The 16,671-nt window shown below is 73.8% G+C and carries 15 protein-coding genes; 12 read left to right on the forward strand and 3 right to left on the reverse strand.

Features of this window, described 5'->3' with window-relative positions:
* The first annotated feature begins 57 nt into the window (after positions 1-57).
* Both Dsi01nite_RS24680 and Dsi01nite_RS24685 read left to right on the forward strand, forming a co-directional pair.
* Entirely contained in the window at positions 58-1,077 is a 1,020-nt protein-coding gene (locus Dsi01nite_RS24680) for a M36 family metallopeptidase (RefSeq protein ID WP_203848618.1), read from the forward strand.
* 58 nt (positions 1,078-1,135) lie between these two features.
* Entirely contained in the window at positions 1,136-1,996 is an 861-nt protein-coding gene (locus Dsi01nite_RS24685; protein WP_203848619.1) for an LLM class F420-dependent oxidoreductase, read from the forward strand.
* Here the strand turns inward: Dsi01nite_RS24685 and Dsi01nite_RS24690 are convergent.
* Positions 1,977-2,729: an aminoglycoside phosphotransferase family protein gene (locus Dsi01nite_RS24690; protein ID WP_203848620.1), complete on the reverse strand. Its 753-nt coding sequence runs from the start codon at positions 2,727-2,729 to the stop codon at positions 1,977-1,979. The genes Dsi01nite_RS24685 and Dsi01nite_RS24690 overlap by 20 nt on opposite strands.
* Before the next feature lie 164 nt (positions 2,730-2,893).
* On the opposite strand from Dsi01nite_RS24690, the gene Dsi01nite_RS24695 reads away from it, so the two are divergent.
* Complete coding sequence (locus Dsi01nite_RS24695) at positions 2,894-3,838, forward strand: NAD-dependent epimerase/dehydratase family protein (RefSeq protein WP_203848621.1); 945 nt, start codon at positions 2,894-2,896, stop codon at positions 3,836-3,838.
* On the opposite strand, the gene Dsi01nite_RS24700 is transcribed toward Dsi01nite_RS24695, so the two are convergent.
* Entirely contained in the window at positions 3,798-5,603 is a 1,806-nt protein-coding gene (locus tag Dsi01nite_RS24700) for a polysaccharide biosynthesis protein (protein ID WP_203848622.1), read from the reverse strand. The two genes, Dsi01nite_RS24695 and Dsi01nite_RS24700, sit on opposite strands and share 41 nt — an antisense overlap.
* A 179-nt stretch (positions 5,604-5,782) precedes the next feature.
* Here Dsi01nite_RS24700 and Dsi01nite_RS24705 point away from each other — a divergent pair, with 179 nt between their 5' ends.
* Entirely contained in the window at positions 5,783-7,216 is a 1,434-nt protein-coding gene (locus tag Dsi01nite_RS24705; protein WP_203848623.1) for a tyrosine-protein kinase domain-containing protein, read from the forward strand.
* On the opposite strand, the gene Dsi01nite_RS24710 is transcribed toward Dsi01nite_RS24705, so the two are convergent.
* A complete protein-coding gene (locus Dsi01nite_RS24710) occupies positions 7,176-7,685 on the reverse strand; it encodes an arsenate reductase/protein-tyrosine-phosphatase family protein (RefSeq protein ID WP_203848624.1) in 510 nt (169 codons plus the stop codon). The genes Dsi01nite_RS24705 and Dsi01nite_RS24710 overlap by 41 nt on opposite strands.
* A gap of 12 nt (positions 7,686-7,697) precedes the next feature.
* Here Dsi01nite_RS24710 and Dsi01nite_RS24715 point away from each other — a divergent pair, with 12 nt between their 5' ends.
* The 8 genes from Dsi01nite_RS24715 to Dsi01nite_RS24750 are packed head-to-tail and all read left to right on the forward strand — an operon-like array spanning position 7,698 to position 16,652.
* Entirely contained in the window at positions 7,698-8,813 is a 1,116-nt protein-coding gene (locus Dsi01nite_RS24715; RefSeq protein ID WP_203848625.1) for a DegT/DnrJ/EryC1/StrS family aminotransferase, read from the forward strand.
* Positions 8,810-9,412: a sugar transferase gene (locus Dsi01nite_RS24720; RefSeq protein WP_203848626.1), complete on the forward strand. Its 603-nt coding sequence runs from the start codon at positions 8,810-8,812 to the stop codon at positions 9,410-9,412. Before Dsi01nite_RS24715 ends, Dsi01nite_RS24720 begins: the two co-directional genes overlap by 4 nt.
* Positions 9,409-10,032 (forward strand): acetyltransferase, encoded by a 624-nt coding sequence (locus Dsi01nite_RS24725; RefSeq protein WP_203848627.1) that lies wholly within the window; start codon positions 9,409-9,411, stop codon positions 10,030-10,032. The genes Dsi01nite_RS24720 and Dsi01nite_RS24725 overlap by 4 nt, the downstream gene beginning before the upstream one ends.
* An 8-nt stretch (positions 10,033-10,040) precedes the next feature.
* A complete protein-coding gene (locus Dsi01nite_RS24730) occupies positions 10,041-11,195 on the forward strand; it encodes a glycosyltransferase family 4 protein (protein WP_203848628.1) in 1,155 nt (384 codons plus the stop codon).
* A 44-nt stretch (positions 11,196-11,239) separates the two neighbouring features.
* Positions 11,240-12,481, forward strand: coding sequence for a lipopolysaccharide biosynthesis protein (locus tag Dsi01nite_RS24735; protein WP_203848629.1), 1,242 nt, complete (start codon positions 11,240-11,242; stop codon positions 12,479-12,481).
* Entirely contained in the window at positions 12,471-13,658 is a 1,188-nt protein-coding gene (gene wzy, locus Dsi01nite_RS24740) for an O-antigen polysaccharide polymerase Wzy (RefSeq protein WP_203848630.1), read from the forward strand. Before Dsi01nite_RS24735 ends, wzy begins: the two co-directional genes overlap by 11 nt.
* The gene (locus tag Dsi01nite_RS24745) at positions 13,643-14,863 is read left to right on the forward strand and encodes a glycosyltransferase family 4 protein (protein WP_203848631.1); all 1,221 of its coding nucleotides are present in this window, start codon (positions 13,643-13,645) and stop codon (positions 14,861-14,863) included. Before wzy ends, Dsi01nite_RS24745 begins: the two co-directional genes overlap by 16 nt.
* Positions 14,844-16,652: a DUF4012 domain-containing protein gene (locus Dsi01nite_RS24750; RefSeq protein WP_203848632.1), complete on the forward strand. Its 1,809-nt coding sequence runs from the start codon at positions 14,844-14,846 to the stop codon at positions 16,650-16,652. The genes Dsi01nite_RS24745 and Dsi01nite_RS24750 overlap by 20 nt, the downstream gene beginning before the upstream one ends.
* Positions 16,653-16,671 lie beyond the last annotated feature (19 nt).

The following is a 16,671-nucleotide window of genomic DNA, read 5'->3' on the forward strand; positions in this document are numbered from 1 at the left end:
ACGCGTCGGCGGGCTCCGGCGCTCCTTCCGCTCGAATGCGAGAGGAAGGAGTGGTGCATGCGACGGGTGCTCGCACTGACGATGGTTGTGGCGGCGACCGTGTCTGCCGGGGCGGCGGCTCCGGCGTACGCCACTGCGACCGGCTCGGCGACCGCGACCGTGTTCTTCCCCAACCCGGTCCAGTCGCTCGGCCTGCAATACCTGACGGACGGCAAGGACGCCGACAGCCCGGCGTTCGCACCCGCCTACCGCCGGGTCACGCTGACCGGCCTCGACGGATCGGGCGGGCTGTCCGGCCGATACGTGACCGTGAAGAGCTCCACCGGCAAGGCGGCACTGGCGGTCGACGGCGCATTCCCCGCCTGGCACCGCGACGCCGATCAGTTCGAGCAGGTGATGGGCTACTACTGGGTGACAACCGCCCAGCTGTACCTCCAGCACCTGGGCTTCGGTTCGACGCTGCGCCCTGTCAACCAGCGCCGGATCGAGCTGCGGATCGACCAGTACGGCGGCGACAACTCGTTCTTCCGCGACGACAAGGCCAACATCACCCTCGGCAAGGGTGGGGTCGACGACGCGGAGGACGCGGAGGTCATCGTGCACGAGTACGGCCACTCGGTGCAGGACGGCCAGGTGCCGGGCTTCGGCACGACGCTGGAGTCGGGTGCGATCGGTGAGGCGTTCGGCGACTACCTCGCGGTGGCCGTCAGCAGTTGGGCGGCCGGCGCGCCGACCGGCACGCCGGAGGCGTGCGTCGCGGACTGGGACGCCGTGTCCTACACCAGCACCGTGCCGCACTGCCTGCGCCGGCTCGACGGCGCCAAGCACTACCCGCAGGACGTCGTCGGTGAGGTCCACGCCGACGGCGAGATCTGGTCCCGCGCCCTGTGGGACATCCGGGTGGCGCTCGGCGACACCAGGGCCAGCACCCTGATCGTGGAGGCGCAGTTCGCCTTCGCGGTCGACACCACGTTCGCGGCGGCGGCCCAGGCCACCGTGGACGCGGCCGCCCGGCTCTACGGCCCGACGGCCGCGCGGGCCACCTGGGCCGCCTTCGTGGCCCGCGGGTTGCTGTAGTGGGATCTTGCTCCGGATCGCCGTACCGTCCCGGCGGTCCGGAGCAATGATTGGGCTCATGAAGCTGGGTCTGCACTACTGGAACTTCTCGACGCCGGCCGATCCGGCGGCCATCGCACCGACGCTCAAGGAGACCGCGCTCATCGCCGAGCAGTCGGGCGTGCACTCCTTCACCGTCATGGACCACTACTTCCAGATGGAGGCCATGGCACCGGCGGACGAGCCGATGCTGGAGGGCTACACCACCCTGGGCTACCTCGCGGCGCTCACCGACCGCATGACGCTGGGCCTGCTGGTGACCGGGGTGATGTACCGCCACCCGGGCCTGCTCGCGAAGATCGTCACCACGCTGGACGTGCTGTCCGCCGGGCGCGCCCGCCTCGGCATCGGCGCCTCCTGGTACGAGCGGGAGCAGCGCGGCCTCGGCGTGCCGGTCGTGCCGATGGGGGAGCGCTTCGAACGGCTCGAGGAGACACTGCAGATCTGCCTGCAGATGTGGAGCGACGACAACGGCCCCTACCAGGGCACCCACTACCAGCTGGCGGAGACGCTCAACTTCCCGCCGCCGCTGGGCCGCCCGCGCCCGCTGATCATGGTCGGCGGCGGTGGCGAGAAGAAGACGCTGCGGCTGGTCGCGAAGTACGCCGACGCCTGCAACATCTTCGCCAACAACCCGGACGAGGTCGCGGCGAAGCTCGACGTGCTGCGCGGGCACTGCGCCGCCGAGGGCCGCGACTACGACACGATCCTGAAGACCGCGGTCGTCACCCGGCCGCCGCTCGCCGACCCGGACGCGTGGCTGCGCGACGTCGAGGCGTACGGCCGGCTCAGCATCGCCGAGGTCATGACGATGCCGGACCGCCACCCGGTCGAGTTCGCCAACGCCCTGGCGAAGGAGATCATCCCCCGGCTGCCGTGAACCCGTCTCCGCTGAGCAGGGCGATGTCGTCGAGGTAATGGTCGAGGTCGCCGCGGGCGATGTGGGCGGCGAACGCCTCGTCGCCGGCGGCGGCCGCGGTGCGCATGTGCTCCGTCAGGTCGCGCAGGCGGGGCACCACCGCCGCGCGGGTGGCCCGGCGCAGCGCATCGTCGGCGCCGTACGCGTCGAAGAACAGCGCCAGCCGCTCCTCGACCCGCGGCCCGGCGGCCGAGCCGAGCGGCACGAACCGGTAGATCGCGTAGCCCAGGTCCCACGATCGCGGCCCCGGCGCGGCCGTGTCGAAGTCGATCAGGCCGACCGCCCGACCGCCCTCGTAGACGCAGTTGTACGGCGCGGGATCGTTGTGGCAGATCACCTCGATCGGCTCCACGGCCGGCTTCTGCCAGCCGTCGCGCCAGCTCGCGGCGACGTCGGCGGTCGCGTCGTGGTAGGCCCGCAGCAGCCGGGCGGCGCTGGTCAGTGCGGTGTCACCGGCCACCTCCGGCGTCCACGGGTCGTGCCCGACCTCGCCGGGCAGGTAACCGAACACGTCCCGCCCGGCCGGGTCGGTGCCGAACGACCGGGGCGCGCCGGTGAAGCCGCGGGTCTGCAGGTGCTCGAAGAGCTGGTGGACCCGGGGGCTCCAGGCCTGGGCCGGCCGCCGGACCGTCGCGCCGACCCGCACGACCCGGTTGATCCCGCCGCCCGCGAGGACCTCTTCCTGCGAGTTCATGGAGCCCAACCTTTCACGGATCTTCCCGATCCGCTGCCCTCGATGCCGCCCGGCGGGCTGTCCGAGGTGCTCCCGGGGGCTGTCCGAAAGGACTGGTTCATCCGCAAAAGCGGCGACCTCGCACGGGGCGTCACCTTGGTTCGCATCCTGGCGTTGGTCCGTTGATGAGAGTTCTGGTCACCGGCGGCGCGGGGTTCATCGGGGGAAACCTGTGCCGGGAGCTGGTCAACCACTCGGCCGTGAGTGAGGTCGTCGCGTTCGACGATCTCACCACGGGCAGTGAGGGCAACCTCGACGGCGTCGGCGCGACGCTGATCACCGGCAGCATCCTGGACCGGCCCGCGATCGACGACGCCGTCGGTGCCGTGGACGCCGTCATCCACCTGGCCGCCCGGCCGTCGGTGCCGCGGTCCGTCGCCGATCCGCTGCGCAGCCACCTGGTCAACGCCACCGGCACGATGCACGTGCTGGAGGCGTGCCGCCGCGCCGGCACGCCGATCATCACGGCGTCCTCGTCGTCGGTGTACGGGCCGACCCGGGTCCTGCCCAAGCACGAGGAGCTGCCCACCCGGCCGCAGAGCCCGTACGCCGCCAGCAAACTCGCTTCCGAGTCCGCGGTGCTGGCCTACGGCGCCACCTATGGGCTGCCGGTGCTCGCGTTGCGGTTCTTCAACGTGTACGGGCCGCTGCAGTCCGTCGGGCACGCGTACGCCGCGGTCATCCCCACGTTCGCCGACGCCGCGTTGCGTGGGCAGCCGCTGCACGTGCACGGCGACGGCCGGCAGACCAGGGACTTCACCTTCGTCGGCTCGGTGGCCCGGCTGTTGACCGATGCCGCGGTGCGCCGGGTCACCAGTCCCACGCCGGTGAATCTGGCGTTCGGAACCCGTACCTCACTCATCGATCTGATCGACAAGATCCGCGGGCTGGCCGGCCGGCCGGTCGAGGTGGTCCACGACCCGGCGCGCCCCGGGGACGTGCGCGACTCGCAGGCCGAGTCGTCGAGGCTGCGGGAGCTGTTCCCGGGGCACGAGCCGGTCCCGCTGGACGTGGGGCTCGCGGAGACCGTCAGCTGGTACGAGCGGCAGATAGCGACGGCACCGCGATGATCAAAGGCAGGTGCGGGACCACACACAGGTCGGCGAGCTGACCCACGAGTGCGCCCGGCGCCGCGCGCACGTCCAGCGCCAGGGCGAGGGCGGGGTCCAGCGGGGGCACCGTCACGTGCGAGATGAGCGGGTGCAGCGGCCGCAGGTCGGTCTCGCCGTCGCCGAAGAGCTCCTCGTGCAGCTTCTCGCCCGGCCGTAGACCGGTGTAGACGAAGTCGACCGGCCGCTCGGCCTGCGCGGCGAGCTGGTGCGCCAGCTCGTCGATGCGCACCGGGCTGCCCATGTCCAGCACGAGCGCCTCGCCGCCGGCGCCGAGGGCGGCGGCCTGGATCACCAGCTGCACCGCCTCCTGGACGGTCATGAAGAAGCGGGTCACCTCCGGGTCGGTGACGGTGACCGGCCCGCCGGCGGCGATCTGCGACTGGAAGGCGGTCACCACCGAGCCGCGGCTGCCGAGCACGTTGCCGAAGCGGACGTTGAGGTACGTGCCGGCCGCGACCGTCGAGCGGTGCGCGGTGAGCCGCTCGGTGACCCGCTTCGAGAACCCGAGGACGCTGACCGGGTTGGCCGCCTTGTCCGTGGAGATGTTCACGAACCGCTCGACCCCGACCGACGCGGCGGCCGACAGCACGTTGAGCGTGCCGAGCACGTTGGTCTGCACCGCCTCGGCGGGGTGCCGCTCCAGCAGCGTGAGGTGCTTGAGCGCGGCGGCGTGGAAGACGACCTCCGGCCGGCGGGCGGCGAAGACCGCCGTGATCGACGCGGCGTCGCGCAGGTCGGCGAGGATCAGCTCGGGGCTGTCCAGCAGGGCCCGGCCGTGGATCGACAGCTGCACCGCGTGCAGCGCCGACTCGTCGCGGTCCAGCATCATCAGCTCGGCCGGGCCGAAGCGGTGCAGCTGCCGGCACAGCTCGGAGCCGATCGAGCCGCCGGCGCCGGTGACGAGGACCCGCCGCCCGGTCAGGTAGTCGCCGATGGCGCCCAGGTCGGTGTCGATCTGGCGGCGGCCGAGCAGGTCGGACAGGCGCACGTCGCGCACCTCGGCCACGCCGACGGGGCCGTCCAGACTCTCGTTGATGGACGGCAGGACCTTCAGCGCCCGGCCCGCCGCGGTGGTCGCCGCGCGCACCTCCCGCAACAGGACGCCGTCGCCGGCCCGGATCGCGAAGATGACGACCTGCGCGCCGGTGCGCTCGATCGCGGCGGTCAGCGAGGACCGGCCGCCGAGCACGGCGACGCCCTCGATCCGCAGGTTGCGCTTCGCCGGGTCGTCGTCGACGATGCCGACCGGCCGGTACCGGCAGTGCGGGTCGTGCGCCATCGAGCGCAGCAGGCGGTGCCCGGCGGCGCCGGCGCCGAAGATCAGCACCGGCACGGCGGGGCCGGGGGAGACGCGCAGCCGGCGTTCGCGGCGCAGCCGGCCGGCGGCGCGGCCGGTGACCATCGCCAGCAGCGCGGTCATCGCCCCGACGACGGCGACGGCGGCCGGCACCTCGGCGAGCAGCCACAGCAGCGCCCCGGTCGCGGCCACGGTGAGCGCGAGGACCCGCAGCTCGGGCAGCGTGCCGCGGCCGTAGCGGCGCCGGTACAGGTGGATCGGCCAGGCGATCACCGTGTGCAGCGCGGCGGCGACGACGATCGCGGTGCCGACGGCGAACAGTGACGGTGGGGCGGGCGCGATGGTGATCGCGAGCGCGAGGCCGCCGGCCCAGGCGCAGAGGTCGGCCGGCCAGTCGGCGGGCCCTGAGGGCCTGTGGTCGTCCATCGGTGTCCCCCAGTGGCGAGTCCAGTGGTGAGTGATGCCTTCGGACTGCGACCATTCTTCACGATTTGTGGTGGGACATCCGGGTAAAAAGTAGATCGGGGAAATTAGACCGTTTCACCTCTTCCGTCATGACAACCTGTCACTCTTCGTAAAGAAGCGAGTACGGGAGGTCATGGCGTATGGAGCTGCGCGACTATGTCAGCGCGGTCCGGAAACGCTGGTGGCTGGTGGCCACGACCGCCTGCCTGGCCCTGGTCGCCGCGGTCTTCGTCACCGCGCGCACCGCGCCGATGTATGCCGCCTCGGTGACGTTCTTCGTGAGCACCCCGAGCAGCGGCGTGACCGACGCGTATCAGGGCGGCCTGTTCTCCCAGCAGCGCGCCCGGTCCTACGTGAACCTCGTGCGCAGCGACCGGCTGGCCCGGGCCGTGGCGGCCGACCCGTCCGTCGGCCTGGACGCCGACGGTGTCCAGCAGCGCATCAGCGCCCGGACCGTGCCCGACACCGTGCTGCTGGACATCACCGTGCTGGACACCAGCAGCGACCGTGCGCTGCGCGTCGCCGAGGCGGTCGCGGCGAAGTTCGCCGCGCTCGTCGCGGTCCTCGAAACCCCGCCCGGCGCGGACAACCCGACCGTCCGCGTCGACGTCGTCACCGGCCCCCGCGTCGGCACCGACCCCGTCTCGCCGCAGCCCGCCCGGAACTTCGCGGTCGCGCTGCTCATGGGGCTGCTCGTCGGCGCCGCCGGCGCCGTGCTGCGGGAGATCCTGGACAGCAGCGTGCGCTCCGCGTCCGCGCTGCGCCAGGCGGGCGGCAAGGCGGTGCTCGCCACCGTGCCGATGGACCCCCGGGCCCGCCAGGAGCCGCTGCTCGTCGAGGACGCCGCCTGGTCGCCGCGCGGCGAGGCGATGCGCCACCTGCGCACCAACCTGCAGTTCGTCGACCCCGACCGGCGGGCCCGCTGCATCGTCGTCACCAGCGCGCTGCCCGAGGAGGGCAAGTCGACGATCGCCTGCAACCTCGCGATCGTCCTCGCCGAGAACGGGCACCGAGTCCTGCTGGTCGACGCCGACGTGCGCCGCCCGAAGCTCGCCGAGTACCTCGACCTCGAAGGCGCCGTCGGCCTCACCAACGTGCTCGTCGGCCAGGTCGACCTGGACACCGCCGCGCAGCCCTGGGGCGACCGCGACATGTGGGTCCTGGCCAGCGGCTCGATCCCGCCCAACCCGAGCGAGCTGCTCGGCTCGCAGCAGATGGCCCGGCTCCTCGCCAGTGCCGCCGAGGACTACGACTACGTCGTCGTGGACACCTCACCGCTGCTCGTCGTCACCGACGCGGCGGTCGTGGCCAGCCGCGCGGACGGCGCCGTGCTGGTCACCCGCGCCGGCAAGACCACCGTCACCCAGGTGCGCTCCGCCGTCCTGGCGATCGAGGCGGTCTCCGCCCGGCTCTTCGGCTGCGTGCTCAACGGCGCCAAGCCCGGCGGCGACGACGCCTACTCCTACGCCTACTACGGCACCCGGCCCGGCGCGCCGCTGCTCGCGGCCGCCGGCCCGAACAAGCCGGTGCCGCTCAGCCGGGATCTCGACGCGGCCGGTCGGCCAGGAGGGTGAGGATGCGCGCAATCGTCGCGGCACAGTCGCGGAACCCGTCGATCGGGCCGCCGAACGGGTCGGTCAGGTCGTCGTCGGCCGGCGAACCCGGCTGCAGCCGCCCCCGGACCCGGGCGATGTCCCGCAGCGTGGTCGGCGCCGGCGGCAGCGCCTCCAGGTATCTGCCGAACTGCCGCAGCGTGAACGTCCGCGCCGCGGCCGCCGGCGCCAGGGTGACGCAGTGCGCCCGCTCCGCCCGGGTCGCGGTCAGCACCAGGCCGGCGCCGGCCAGCAGGGCGGCGTCGACCCGCCGGCTGGCGAACGCCGAAGGGTCCGCGCCCAGCTCCCGCAGCACCACCTTCGCGTTCTCCGGCATGTCCAGGTCCGGCACCGCGTGGGTGCCCGCACTCGCGGCGTCCAGACCGGCCGCCCGGGCCAGCCGCTCGGCGATGGCCGACCGGCACAGGTTGGCCCGGCAGACGAACAACATGGAAAGCCCCCGATGAAGACGAACACGCGCATCCACCTGTCGGCCCCCGACATCTCGGGCACCGAGGAGCGCTACCTGGTCAACGCCCTACGCTCCGGTTGGGTGGCGCCCGTCGGACCGGATCTCGACGCGTTCGAGACCGAGATCGCCCGGCGGTGCGGCACCGCGCACGCCGTCGGGGTCAGCTCCGGCACCGCCGCCCTGCACCTGGCCCTGCTCGCCATGGGCGTCGGGCCCGGCGACGCGGTCGTCGTGCCGACGCTGACGTTCGCGGCCACCGCCAACGCCGTCGTCTACACCGGCGCCGAGCCCGTCTTCGTCGACTGCGAACCCGACACCGGCAACGTCGACGTCGCCCTCGTCGAACGGGCCGTCGCCGACCTGCGCCGCGACGGCCGGCACGTCGGCGCCGTCATCCCGGTCGACCTGTTCGGCGCGTGCGCCGACAACGCCAGGCTCGAGGCGCTGGACGTACCACTCCTGGAGGACGCGGCCGAAGCGCTCGGGGCGAGCCGGGACGGCCGGCAGGCGGGGTCGTTCGGGCGGGCCGCCGCGCTGTCGTTCAACGGCAACAAGATCATCACCACGTCCGGCGGCGGGATGCTCGTCACCGGCGACGCCGCGCTCGCCGCCCGCTGCCGCTACCTCGCCACCCAGGCGCGCCAGCCGGTGGCGCACTACGAGCACGCCGACATCGGGTACAACTACCGGCTCAGCAACCTGCTCGCCGCGGTCGGCCGGGCCCAGCTGTCCCGGCTCGACGGGATGATCGCCCGCCGCCGGCAGCTGCGCGAGCGCTACGCGAAGGCCTTCGCGGGTGCACCGGGCGTCCGCATCGTGGGTGAGGCCGAGCACGGTTCCAACTGCTGGCTGACCGTCATCGCGGTCGACGAGCGCGAGTCCGGCTGGGCCGCGGCGCGGCTCGGCGAGCACCTCGCCGGGCACGACATCGAGACCCGGCCGGTGTGGAAACCGATGCACCAGCAGCCGGTGTACCGCGCCGCCCGCAGCTGGCTGACCGGCGCCGCCGACCGCCTGTTCGCGACCGGCCTGGCCCTGCCCAGCGGCTCGCAGCTGACCGACACCGCGCAGCAGCGCATCTTCGACGCGATCGACGGGTTCCGGTGAACCGCGCCGTCGACCTCGCCGGCGCGACGGTCGCCGCCGTCGTCCTGGCCCCGGTCATCGCGGCCACCGCCGTGTTCGTCGGCTGCACGATGGGCACGCCGGTGCTGTTCCGCCAGGAGCGGACCGGGCTGCACGGGGAGCCCTTCACGTTCGTCAAGTTCAGGAGCATGCGACCGTCCCCGAAGGGCTTCGACCCGGGCAGCGACGCCGAGCGGATCACCCCCGCCGGCCGGTTCCTGCGCTCCACCAGCCTCGACGAGCTGCCCGCGCTGTGGAACGTGCTGCGCGGCGACATGAGCCTGGTCGGCCCGCGGCCGCTGCCGAGCGCGTACCTCGGCCGGTACAGCGAACAGGAGGCGCGCCGGCACGATGTGCGCCCCGGCATCACCGGCCTGGCCCAGGTCCTCGGCCGCAACACCCTCACGTGGGAGCAGAAGTTCGCCCACGACCTGCACTACGTCGAGCACCGCTCGCTCCGGATGGACCTGCGGATCCTCGTCGCGACCGTCCGCACCGTCGTGCGCCGCGACGGCGTCACCGCCACCGGCTCGGCCACCAACCACGAGTTCCGGCCCGTCGAGAAAGGCCGGCAGGCATGAAGAACGGCCTGGTCATCGTCGGTATCGGCGGCCACGGCCGGGAGATCCTGACCATCGCGCGGGCGGCCGGCATGCCAGTGCGCGGCTTCGTCGACGACAGCCCCAGCCAGCGCAACCTCGACCGGGTGTCGGCGCTCGGCGTGCCGTTCCTCGGGCCCAGCGCCCGCCTCGGCGACGAGCGACCGTCGATCGGCTACATCATCGGCATCGGCGACCCGCGGATCCGGGCCCGGCTCGACGAGCAGCTGCGGCTGCACGGCCTCGCCGCCGCGACCCTCATCCACCCCGCCGCGACGATCGGACCCGACGCCTGCATCGCCGAGGGGTTCGTCGCGTTCGCCGGCGCCCGCGTCACCACCAACGTCCGCATCGGCCGGCACGTGCACCTCAACCAGAACTGCACCGTCGGCCACGACACCGAACTGTCCGACTTCGTGCAGGTCAACCCCCTGGCCGCGATCTCCGGCGACTGCCGGATCGGCCCCGAGGTGCTTGTCGGCACGACCGCCTGCGTGCTGCAGGGCCTGCACGTCGGCGAGGGCGCCACCGTCGGCGCGGGCGCGTGCGTCACCCGCGACGTCGAGCCGAAGACGACAGTGAAAGGGGTACCGGCGCGGTGAAGGTCGCCATGCTCATCAAGACCGACGAGGGCGGCCGGTGGACCCTGCCACACCTCGACGAGCTGCGCGCCCGCGGCCACGAGGTCGTCGCCGTGCTGCCACCCGGCAGCGAGGGGCAGCTGCGCAAGGCGCTGCACGACCGGGGGATCGACGTCGTGCAGTCCGCGTTCGACTTCCGGTTCCGCCCGGCGGCGGCCACCGTCACCGGGCTGCTCGGCCTGCGCGGCCAGCTGCGCGCCCTCGCCCCCGACGTGCTGCACTACCACCTGTACGCCTCCGCCCTCGCCACCCGGATCGCGAGCCTCGGCCTGCCCGCCCGGCGGGTGCACATGGTGGCCGGGCCGCTGTACCTCGAGTCGCCGCTGATCCGCCTGGTCGAGCGGCTGCTGTGCCGGCTCGACGCGGTCGTCATCGGCGGCAGCGACCACACCGCGACCCTCTACCGCCGCCTCGGCCTGCCCGCCGTCAGGGTCACCGCGATCCCGTACGGCGTGGACACCGCACACTTCACGCCGCCGTCGCCCGCGTACCGGGCCGCGTGCCGCGACGCGTTCGGCATCGACGCCGGCACGTTCACCGCCTGCCTGGTCGCCTACGTGTACCCGCCGAAACGGCTCACCCACCGCGGCCGCGGCATCAAGGGCCACGACGTGCTCCTCGCCGCGTGGCGGCGCTTCCGCCGCGAGACGCCCAGCGCCGCCGCGTCCCGGCTGATCCTGCTCGGCGGCGGCTTCACCCCCGCCGGCGAGGCACACCGGCAGCAGCTGATGGCCAGGTTCGGCGTCGCCGCGGACCCCAGCGTCGACTGGCAGGACTCGGCCCTGGACGTCCGGGACTGCTACGCGGCCGCCGACGTCAGCATCAGCCCGTCGCTGTCGGAGAACCACGGCGCCGCCCTGGAGGCGGGCGCGATGGGCGTGCCGAGCATCGTCTCCGACGCCGGGGCACTGCCGGAGACCGTGGACCGCTCGACCGGCTGGACCGTGCCCCGCGACGACGTCGACGCGCTCGTCGCCGCCCTGCACGAGGCGCACCACGAGTTCCGCACCGGTGCGCTGCGCCGGCGCGGGCAGCTCGCCCGGGAGCGCACCGAGGCGCGGTTCGCCCAGGACCGGGCCGCCGCCGCGGTCGCCGACGTGCTGGAACGGGTCGTCGGGCGATGACGGCGACGGCCAAACCCAGATCGAGATCGGCGTCCCGCCCGCCGGTGCGGCACGCGCGCCGCCCGTCCTTCGCCGGCAACGTCGGCTGGGGCGTGGCGGGCAACGCCGGCTACGCCCTGTGCCAGTGGCTCGTCCTGGTCGTCGTCGCCCGGCTCGGCACCCCGTCGATGGTCGGCGACTACGCGCTCGGCCTCGCCGTCGGCGCCCCGCTGGTGCTGCTGGCGAACCTGTCGCTGCGGACCGTCCTGGTCACCGACACCGCGCACGAGCACCCGTTCCGGCGGTACCTGCGGGTCCGCGCCGGCGGGATGGCCGTCGCCACCGCCGCGATCTGCGCCGCCGTGTGGGTCTTCGACCTGCCGGCCGCAGTCGTCGTCCTGGTCGGCCTGGCGAAGGCGTTCGACGGGGTCGGCGACATCTACCTCGGCCTGCTGCAGCGCCATCACGACCAGCGCGCGGTCGCGCTCGCCCAGCTCGCCAACGGCGCGCTCACCATCGGGCTGACCGCGCTGCTGCTGGCCGCGACGGGCAGCATCGCCTGGGCGGCCGCCGGCTCCGCGATGGGTTCGCTGATCGCCTGGCTCGGCTGCTGCGCCCCGCTCGCCTCCCGCGTCCTGGACGCCGACGCCCGCCGGAGCGTGCCCAGGCGGCACACGCACCGCTTCAGCCCGCCCGGCCCCGGCGCCCTGGTGTGGACGGCGCTGCCGCTCGGCCTCGCCTCCGGGATCACCTCGCTGACCGCCAACGTGCCCCGCTACGCGTTGCAGGACCGGCTCGGCGCGGCCGCCCTCGGCGCGTTCGCCGCCGCCGGATACCTGGTCCTCACCGGCAACGTGCTCGTCTCCGCCGTCGCGCAGACCCTCCTGCCGCGCCTGGTCGAGCTGCGCGCCGCCGGCGCCCGGGAGCGCTTCGCCACGCTGGTCCGGCAGGCGCTCGTCGGTGTCGCGGTGGCCGGGGTGCTCGCCGTGTGGGCCGCGGACCTGTTCGGCGCGTCGGTGCTGCGGACCGTCTACGGCGAGGAGTACGCCGGGGACGCCCTCACCCTCACCGTCCTCACCGTCGCCACCGCCGTCGCCGCGACCTGCTTCGTGCTCGACGCCGCCCTGTCGGCGGTGCGCCGCTTCACCGGCCAGCTCGCCGTCAACGCCGCCGTCCTCGCCGCGGCCGTGCTCGCCGCGCTGGTGCTGGTGCCCCGCTACGGCATCACGGGCGCGGCCTGGGCCGCCACCGCCGCCGCGGCCGTCCACGCCGGCCTGAAATGGGAGCTGCTGCGGCGTGACCTATGACCCGTGGTACGCGGTGCTGCTCGCCGGGCTGGTGATCCCGGTGCTGCTGCTCGTGGGCGGGACGCGGGACGTGCTCGCCTACGTCACCGCGTACTTCTTCCTCTTCGGCTTCGGTCCGGTCGTCAGCTACCTGCTCGGCGGCTCGATCTACTTCGGCACCAACACCGCGCTCATCGGGCGGGCCGCGGTCGGGCTGCTGCTCGCCTTCGCCGGGGTCCTCGCCGGCGGCCTGCTCGTGCGCCAGCGCGCCGACCTCGGCGGGCCCACCGTGACGCACCGGTTCCCGCTGCTGCCCGTGGTGCTCGTCGCGCTGACGGTGTACGCCACGACGGTGCTCGTCCTCGGCGGCACCGGATTCCTCGCCGGCACCAAGATCGACCGGATCGGCGTCGCCGGCCCCGGGCACTACGACTACCTGCTGTTCGAGATGTTCGCCTGCGCGCTGTACTTCATGGCCGACGGCAGCCACGCCGGACGTTTCACGTATCGGCTGAACCTGGTCGTCTACATCGCCTACTGCCTGTCGACCGGCGAGCGCGACTTCGTCTTCGTGCTGTTCAGCATCGTCCTGCACCGGGAACTGGCCCGCGGCGGCTCGTTCGCCAAGCCCGTCGGCTACGGCATCGCCCTGCTGCTCGGCGCCACCCTGATCTTCAGCCTCCGCGGCGGCGGGCCCACCGGCACCACCCAGGTGCTCAACCAGGGATCCGTGCTGTTCGTGGACACCTGGGTGATGACGCACGTGCCGGCCGTCGACCCGTTCACGCACGGCGCCACCTACTGGCAGGCCGCGCTGAACCTGGTGCCCGGCCACGCCCAGCCGCCGCTCGCGCAGTGGCTCGTCGACCGCTACGCCCCCGGCAGCGCGTCCGGGTACGGCTTCTCCCTCACCGGTGAGGCGTACCTGAACTTCGGGCTGTGGGGCATCCCGGTGCTGTTCGCCGCCCTCACCGTGCTGCACCGGTTGCTGATCAACCGGATCGACCGGGCGCCGGTCTACGCCTACGCGAGCGTGCTGTTCACCGTCGCCTGGATGTACGGCTTCCGCGGCGAGAGCGCCAGCCTGCTCAAGACGTGCGTCTACGGGCTCGTCTTCTACGGGGTGCTGCGCCTGGTGACGGTCCGGGTGCCGGCCGGCAGTGAAGAGGAGGTGACGGTTGCATGCGTCTCGTCGTGAGCTGCGAGCAACGATACGTGCGGACCCCGGACGGGCGGGTGTGGAGCACCACCGGCGGCACGTACGACTTCTGGCAACGCTACCTGACGGTCTTCGCCGAGGTGCGGATCGTCGCCAGGGTCGCCGAGCGGCCGGGCCGCCCGCCGGACGCGCAACGCGTCGACGGCGACCACGTCACCGTGCACGCCGTGCCGCACTACGTCGGCCCGCTGCAGTACCTGCGGCGCCTGCGCGGCGTCCGCGCCGCCGTCCGGACCGCGGTCGAACCCGGCGACGCCGCCCTGCTGCGGGTGCCGTCGCCGATCGGCACGCTGCTGCACCGCACGCTGCGCCGCCGCGGGATGCCGTTCGGGCTCGAGGTCGTCGGCGACCCCTACGACGTGTTCGCCCCCGAGGCCCTGCGCCACCCGCTGCGGCCGCTGCTGCGCGCGTGGTTCACCGCCCGGCTGCGCTTCCAGTGCCGCACCGCCGTCGCCGTCGCCTACGTCACCGAGCGGGCGCTGCAGTCGCGGTATCCGGCCGCGAGCGGCGCGGTGACCGCCGCGTACTCCAGCATCCAGCTCGACGACGCCGCGTTCGTCGACCGGCCGCGCGCCGCCGCCGCACCGAAGGTCGCGGTGCGGCTGGTGTCCGTCGGCTCGCTCGAGCTGCCCTACAAGGGGATCGACACGCTCATCGAGGCGCTGCCGATGCTGGTCCGGGCCGGCCTGGAGGCGCACCTCGTGCACCTCGGCGACGGCCGCTGCCGCCCCGACCTCGAACGGCTCGTCCGGCAGCGGCGCCTCGGCGGGCGGGTCGCGTTCGCCGGCGCCGTCCCACCCGGCGCGGCCGTGCGGCTGTTCCTCGACGACGCCGACCTGTACGTGCTGCCGTCGCGGACCGAGGGCCTGCCGAGGGCGCTGATCGAGGCGATGGCCAGGGCGCTGCCGGCGGTCGGCACCCGCGTCGGCGGCACCCCGGAACTGCTCGACCAGGCGCACCTGGTGCCGCCGGACGACCCAGTCGCCCTCGCCTACGCGATCACCGCCCTGGTCGCCGACCCGGGGGCGATGGCCGCGGCGTCGCAGCGCAACCTGGCCCGCGCCCGCAGCTACGCCGCGGAGACCCTGGCCCGGCGCCGCACCGACTTCTACCGCGCCCTGCGCGTCATCACCCAACCCGAACAGGTCAAGGAGGTCGTCGGCGGTGCGCGACAGCTCGACTGAGATCACCGGCGTCCGGTCGCACCTGCGCGCGCTGCTGCGCACCCGGCGGCGCAGGGCGGTGTTCGCCGCCGCCGTGGCGCTGGTGCTCGTCGCCGTGCTCGGCCTGCGGCTGATGGCCGTCGCCGGCTCCGCCGCCGGGCACCTGCAGCGCGCCGCCACGCTCGTCGGCACGCTGGAGCGGTCGCTGCGCGCCGGCGACCTGACCGCCGCCCGCCGCACGACCGCCGACCTGCGCCGCCAGACGAAGGCCGCCCGCGCCGACACGCAGGGCCTCACCTGGGGGCTGGGCAGCTCCGCCCCGGTGGCCGGCGACGACCTGACGGCGGTCGGCGCCGTCGCCCGGATCGTCGACGACCTCGCCAACCGGGTCCTGCCGCCGCTGCTGGACGCGGCCGGCGGGCTGCAGTCCACCTTCACCGGCACCGACGGCCTCGCCGCGGTCACGGCGGCCGCGCCGAAGATCACGGCCGCGGGTGAGCTGGTGCGCTCGGCCCAGGACCGGCTCGCGAAGCTCGACCGGGGCGGCCTCGACCCGCGGGTCCGGGCCGCGGTGGAACGGCTCGACGACGGGCTGCGCCGGGTGGTGCCGCTGCTGGAGCCGGTCGCGCGCGCGGCCCGGCTGCTGCCCGCCATGCTCGGTGCCGCCGGGCCACGGACCTACCTGGTGCTCTTCCAGAACCTCGCCGAGGTGCGCGCCACCGGCGGCATGATGGGCGCGTACGTGGTGCTCCAGGCCGACAAGGGCGCGATCAGCATCGTGGAGCAGGGCGCCGCCGCGACCGGCATCGGCTCGTTTCAGACCCCGGTGCTGCCGCTGGACCCCGACCAGGAGGACCTGCACACCGCCAGGCTCGGCACCTTCCCCGCCGACGTGAACCTCACCCCCGACTTCCCGACCGCGGCGGCGCTGTATCGCGAGATGTACCGGCTGCGCTCCGGCCGGACCGTCGACGGCGTCCTGGCCACGGACCCGGTGGCGCTGGCCTACCTGCTGCAGGCGACCGGCCCGGTCGACGTGGCCGGCGGCCCCGCCCTCACCGGTCCGACCGCGGTGCGGCGGCTGCTGTCCGAGGTGTATCTGACGATCGCCGACCAGGCCGCCCAGGACGCGTTCTTCGCCGGCGCCGCCAAGGCCGTCTTCGAGAAGCTGACCGGTGCCGCGTTCTCCACCACGAAGCTCGTGCCGGCGCTGCGGCAGGCGGCGGGCGAGCGGCGGCTGCTCGCCTGGAGCGCGCACCCGCCGGAGCAGGCGGAGATCGCCGCGACCGTCTTCGCCGGGACCCTGCCGGTCGAGGACGGGGACCGGCCGACCGTCGGGGTGTTCCTCAACGACGGCACCGGCGCCAAGCTCGGCTACTACATGACCCGGGAGGCCTCGCTGGTGCCGGGGGAGTGCCTGGAGGACGGTTCCCGGCACCTCCGGCTCACCGTCCGGCTCGCCTCGAACGCTCCCCGCTCGGGGCTGCCGCGCAGCGTGCTCGGGCTCGGGCTGGCCGGTGAGTACACCATCCGCACGAACGTCATGGTGTACCTGCCGACCGGTGGCGCGCCCGTGGACGCCACGCAGGACGGCGCGCCGGTCGACTACGGCAGCGGGGTCGAGCTGGGCCGCACCGTGGCCGTCTTCACCGTCGACCTGGCCCCCGGCAAGAGCAGCACGCTGGAGCTGAACCTCATCACGGGACCGCTGCCGGTGCCGGGCTCCGCGTTCACGCCGCGCCTGCTCACGACCCCCGGCATCGGGCCGTGGACGCTTCGGTTGCAATCCGCCGGAGCATGCGGGAAATGATGAGAAATGCCCATATTGG

The sequence above is a fragment of the Dactylosporangium siamense genome, assembly GCF_016862795.1.
In the GTDB taxonomy this organism is placed as follows: domain Bacteria; phylum Actinomycetota; class Actinomycetes; order Mycobacteriales; family Micromonosporaceae; genus Dactylosporangium; species Dactylosporangium siamense.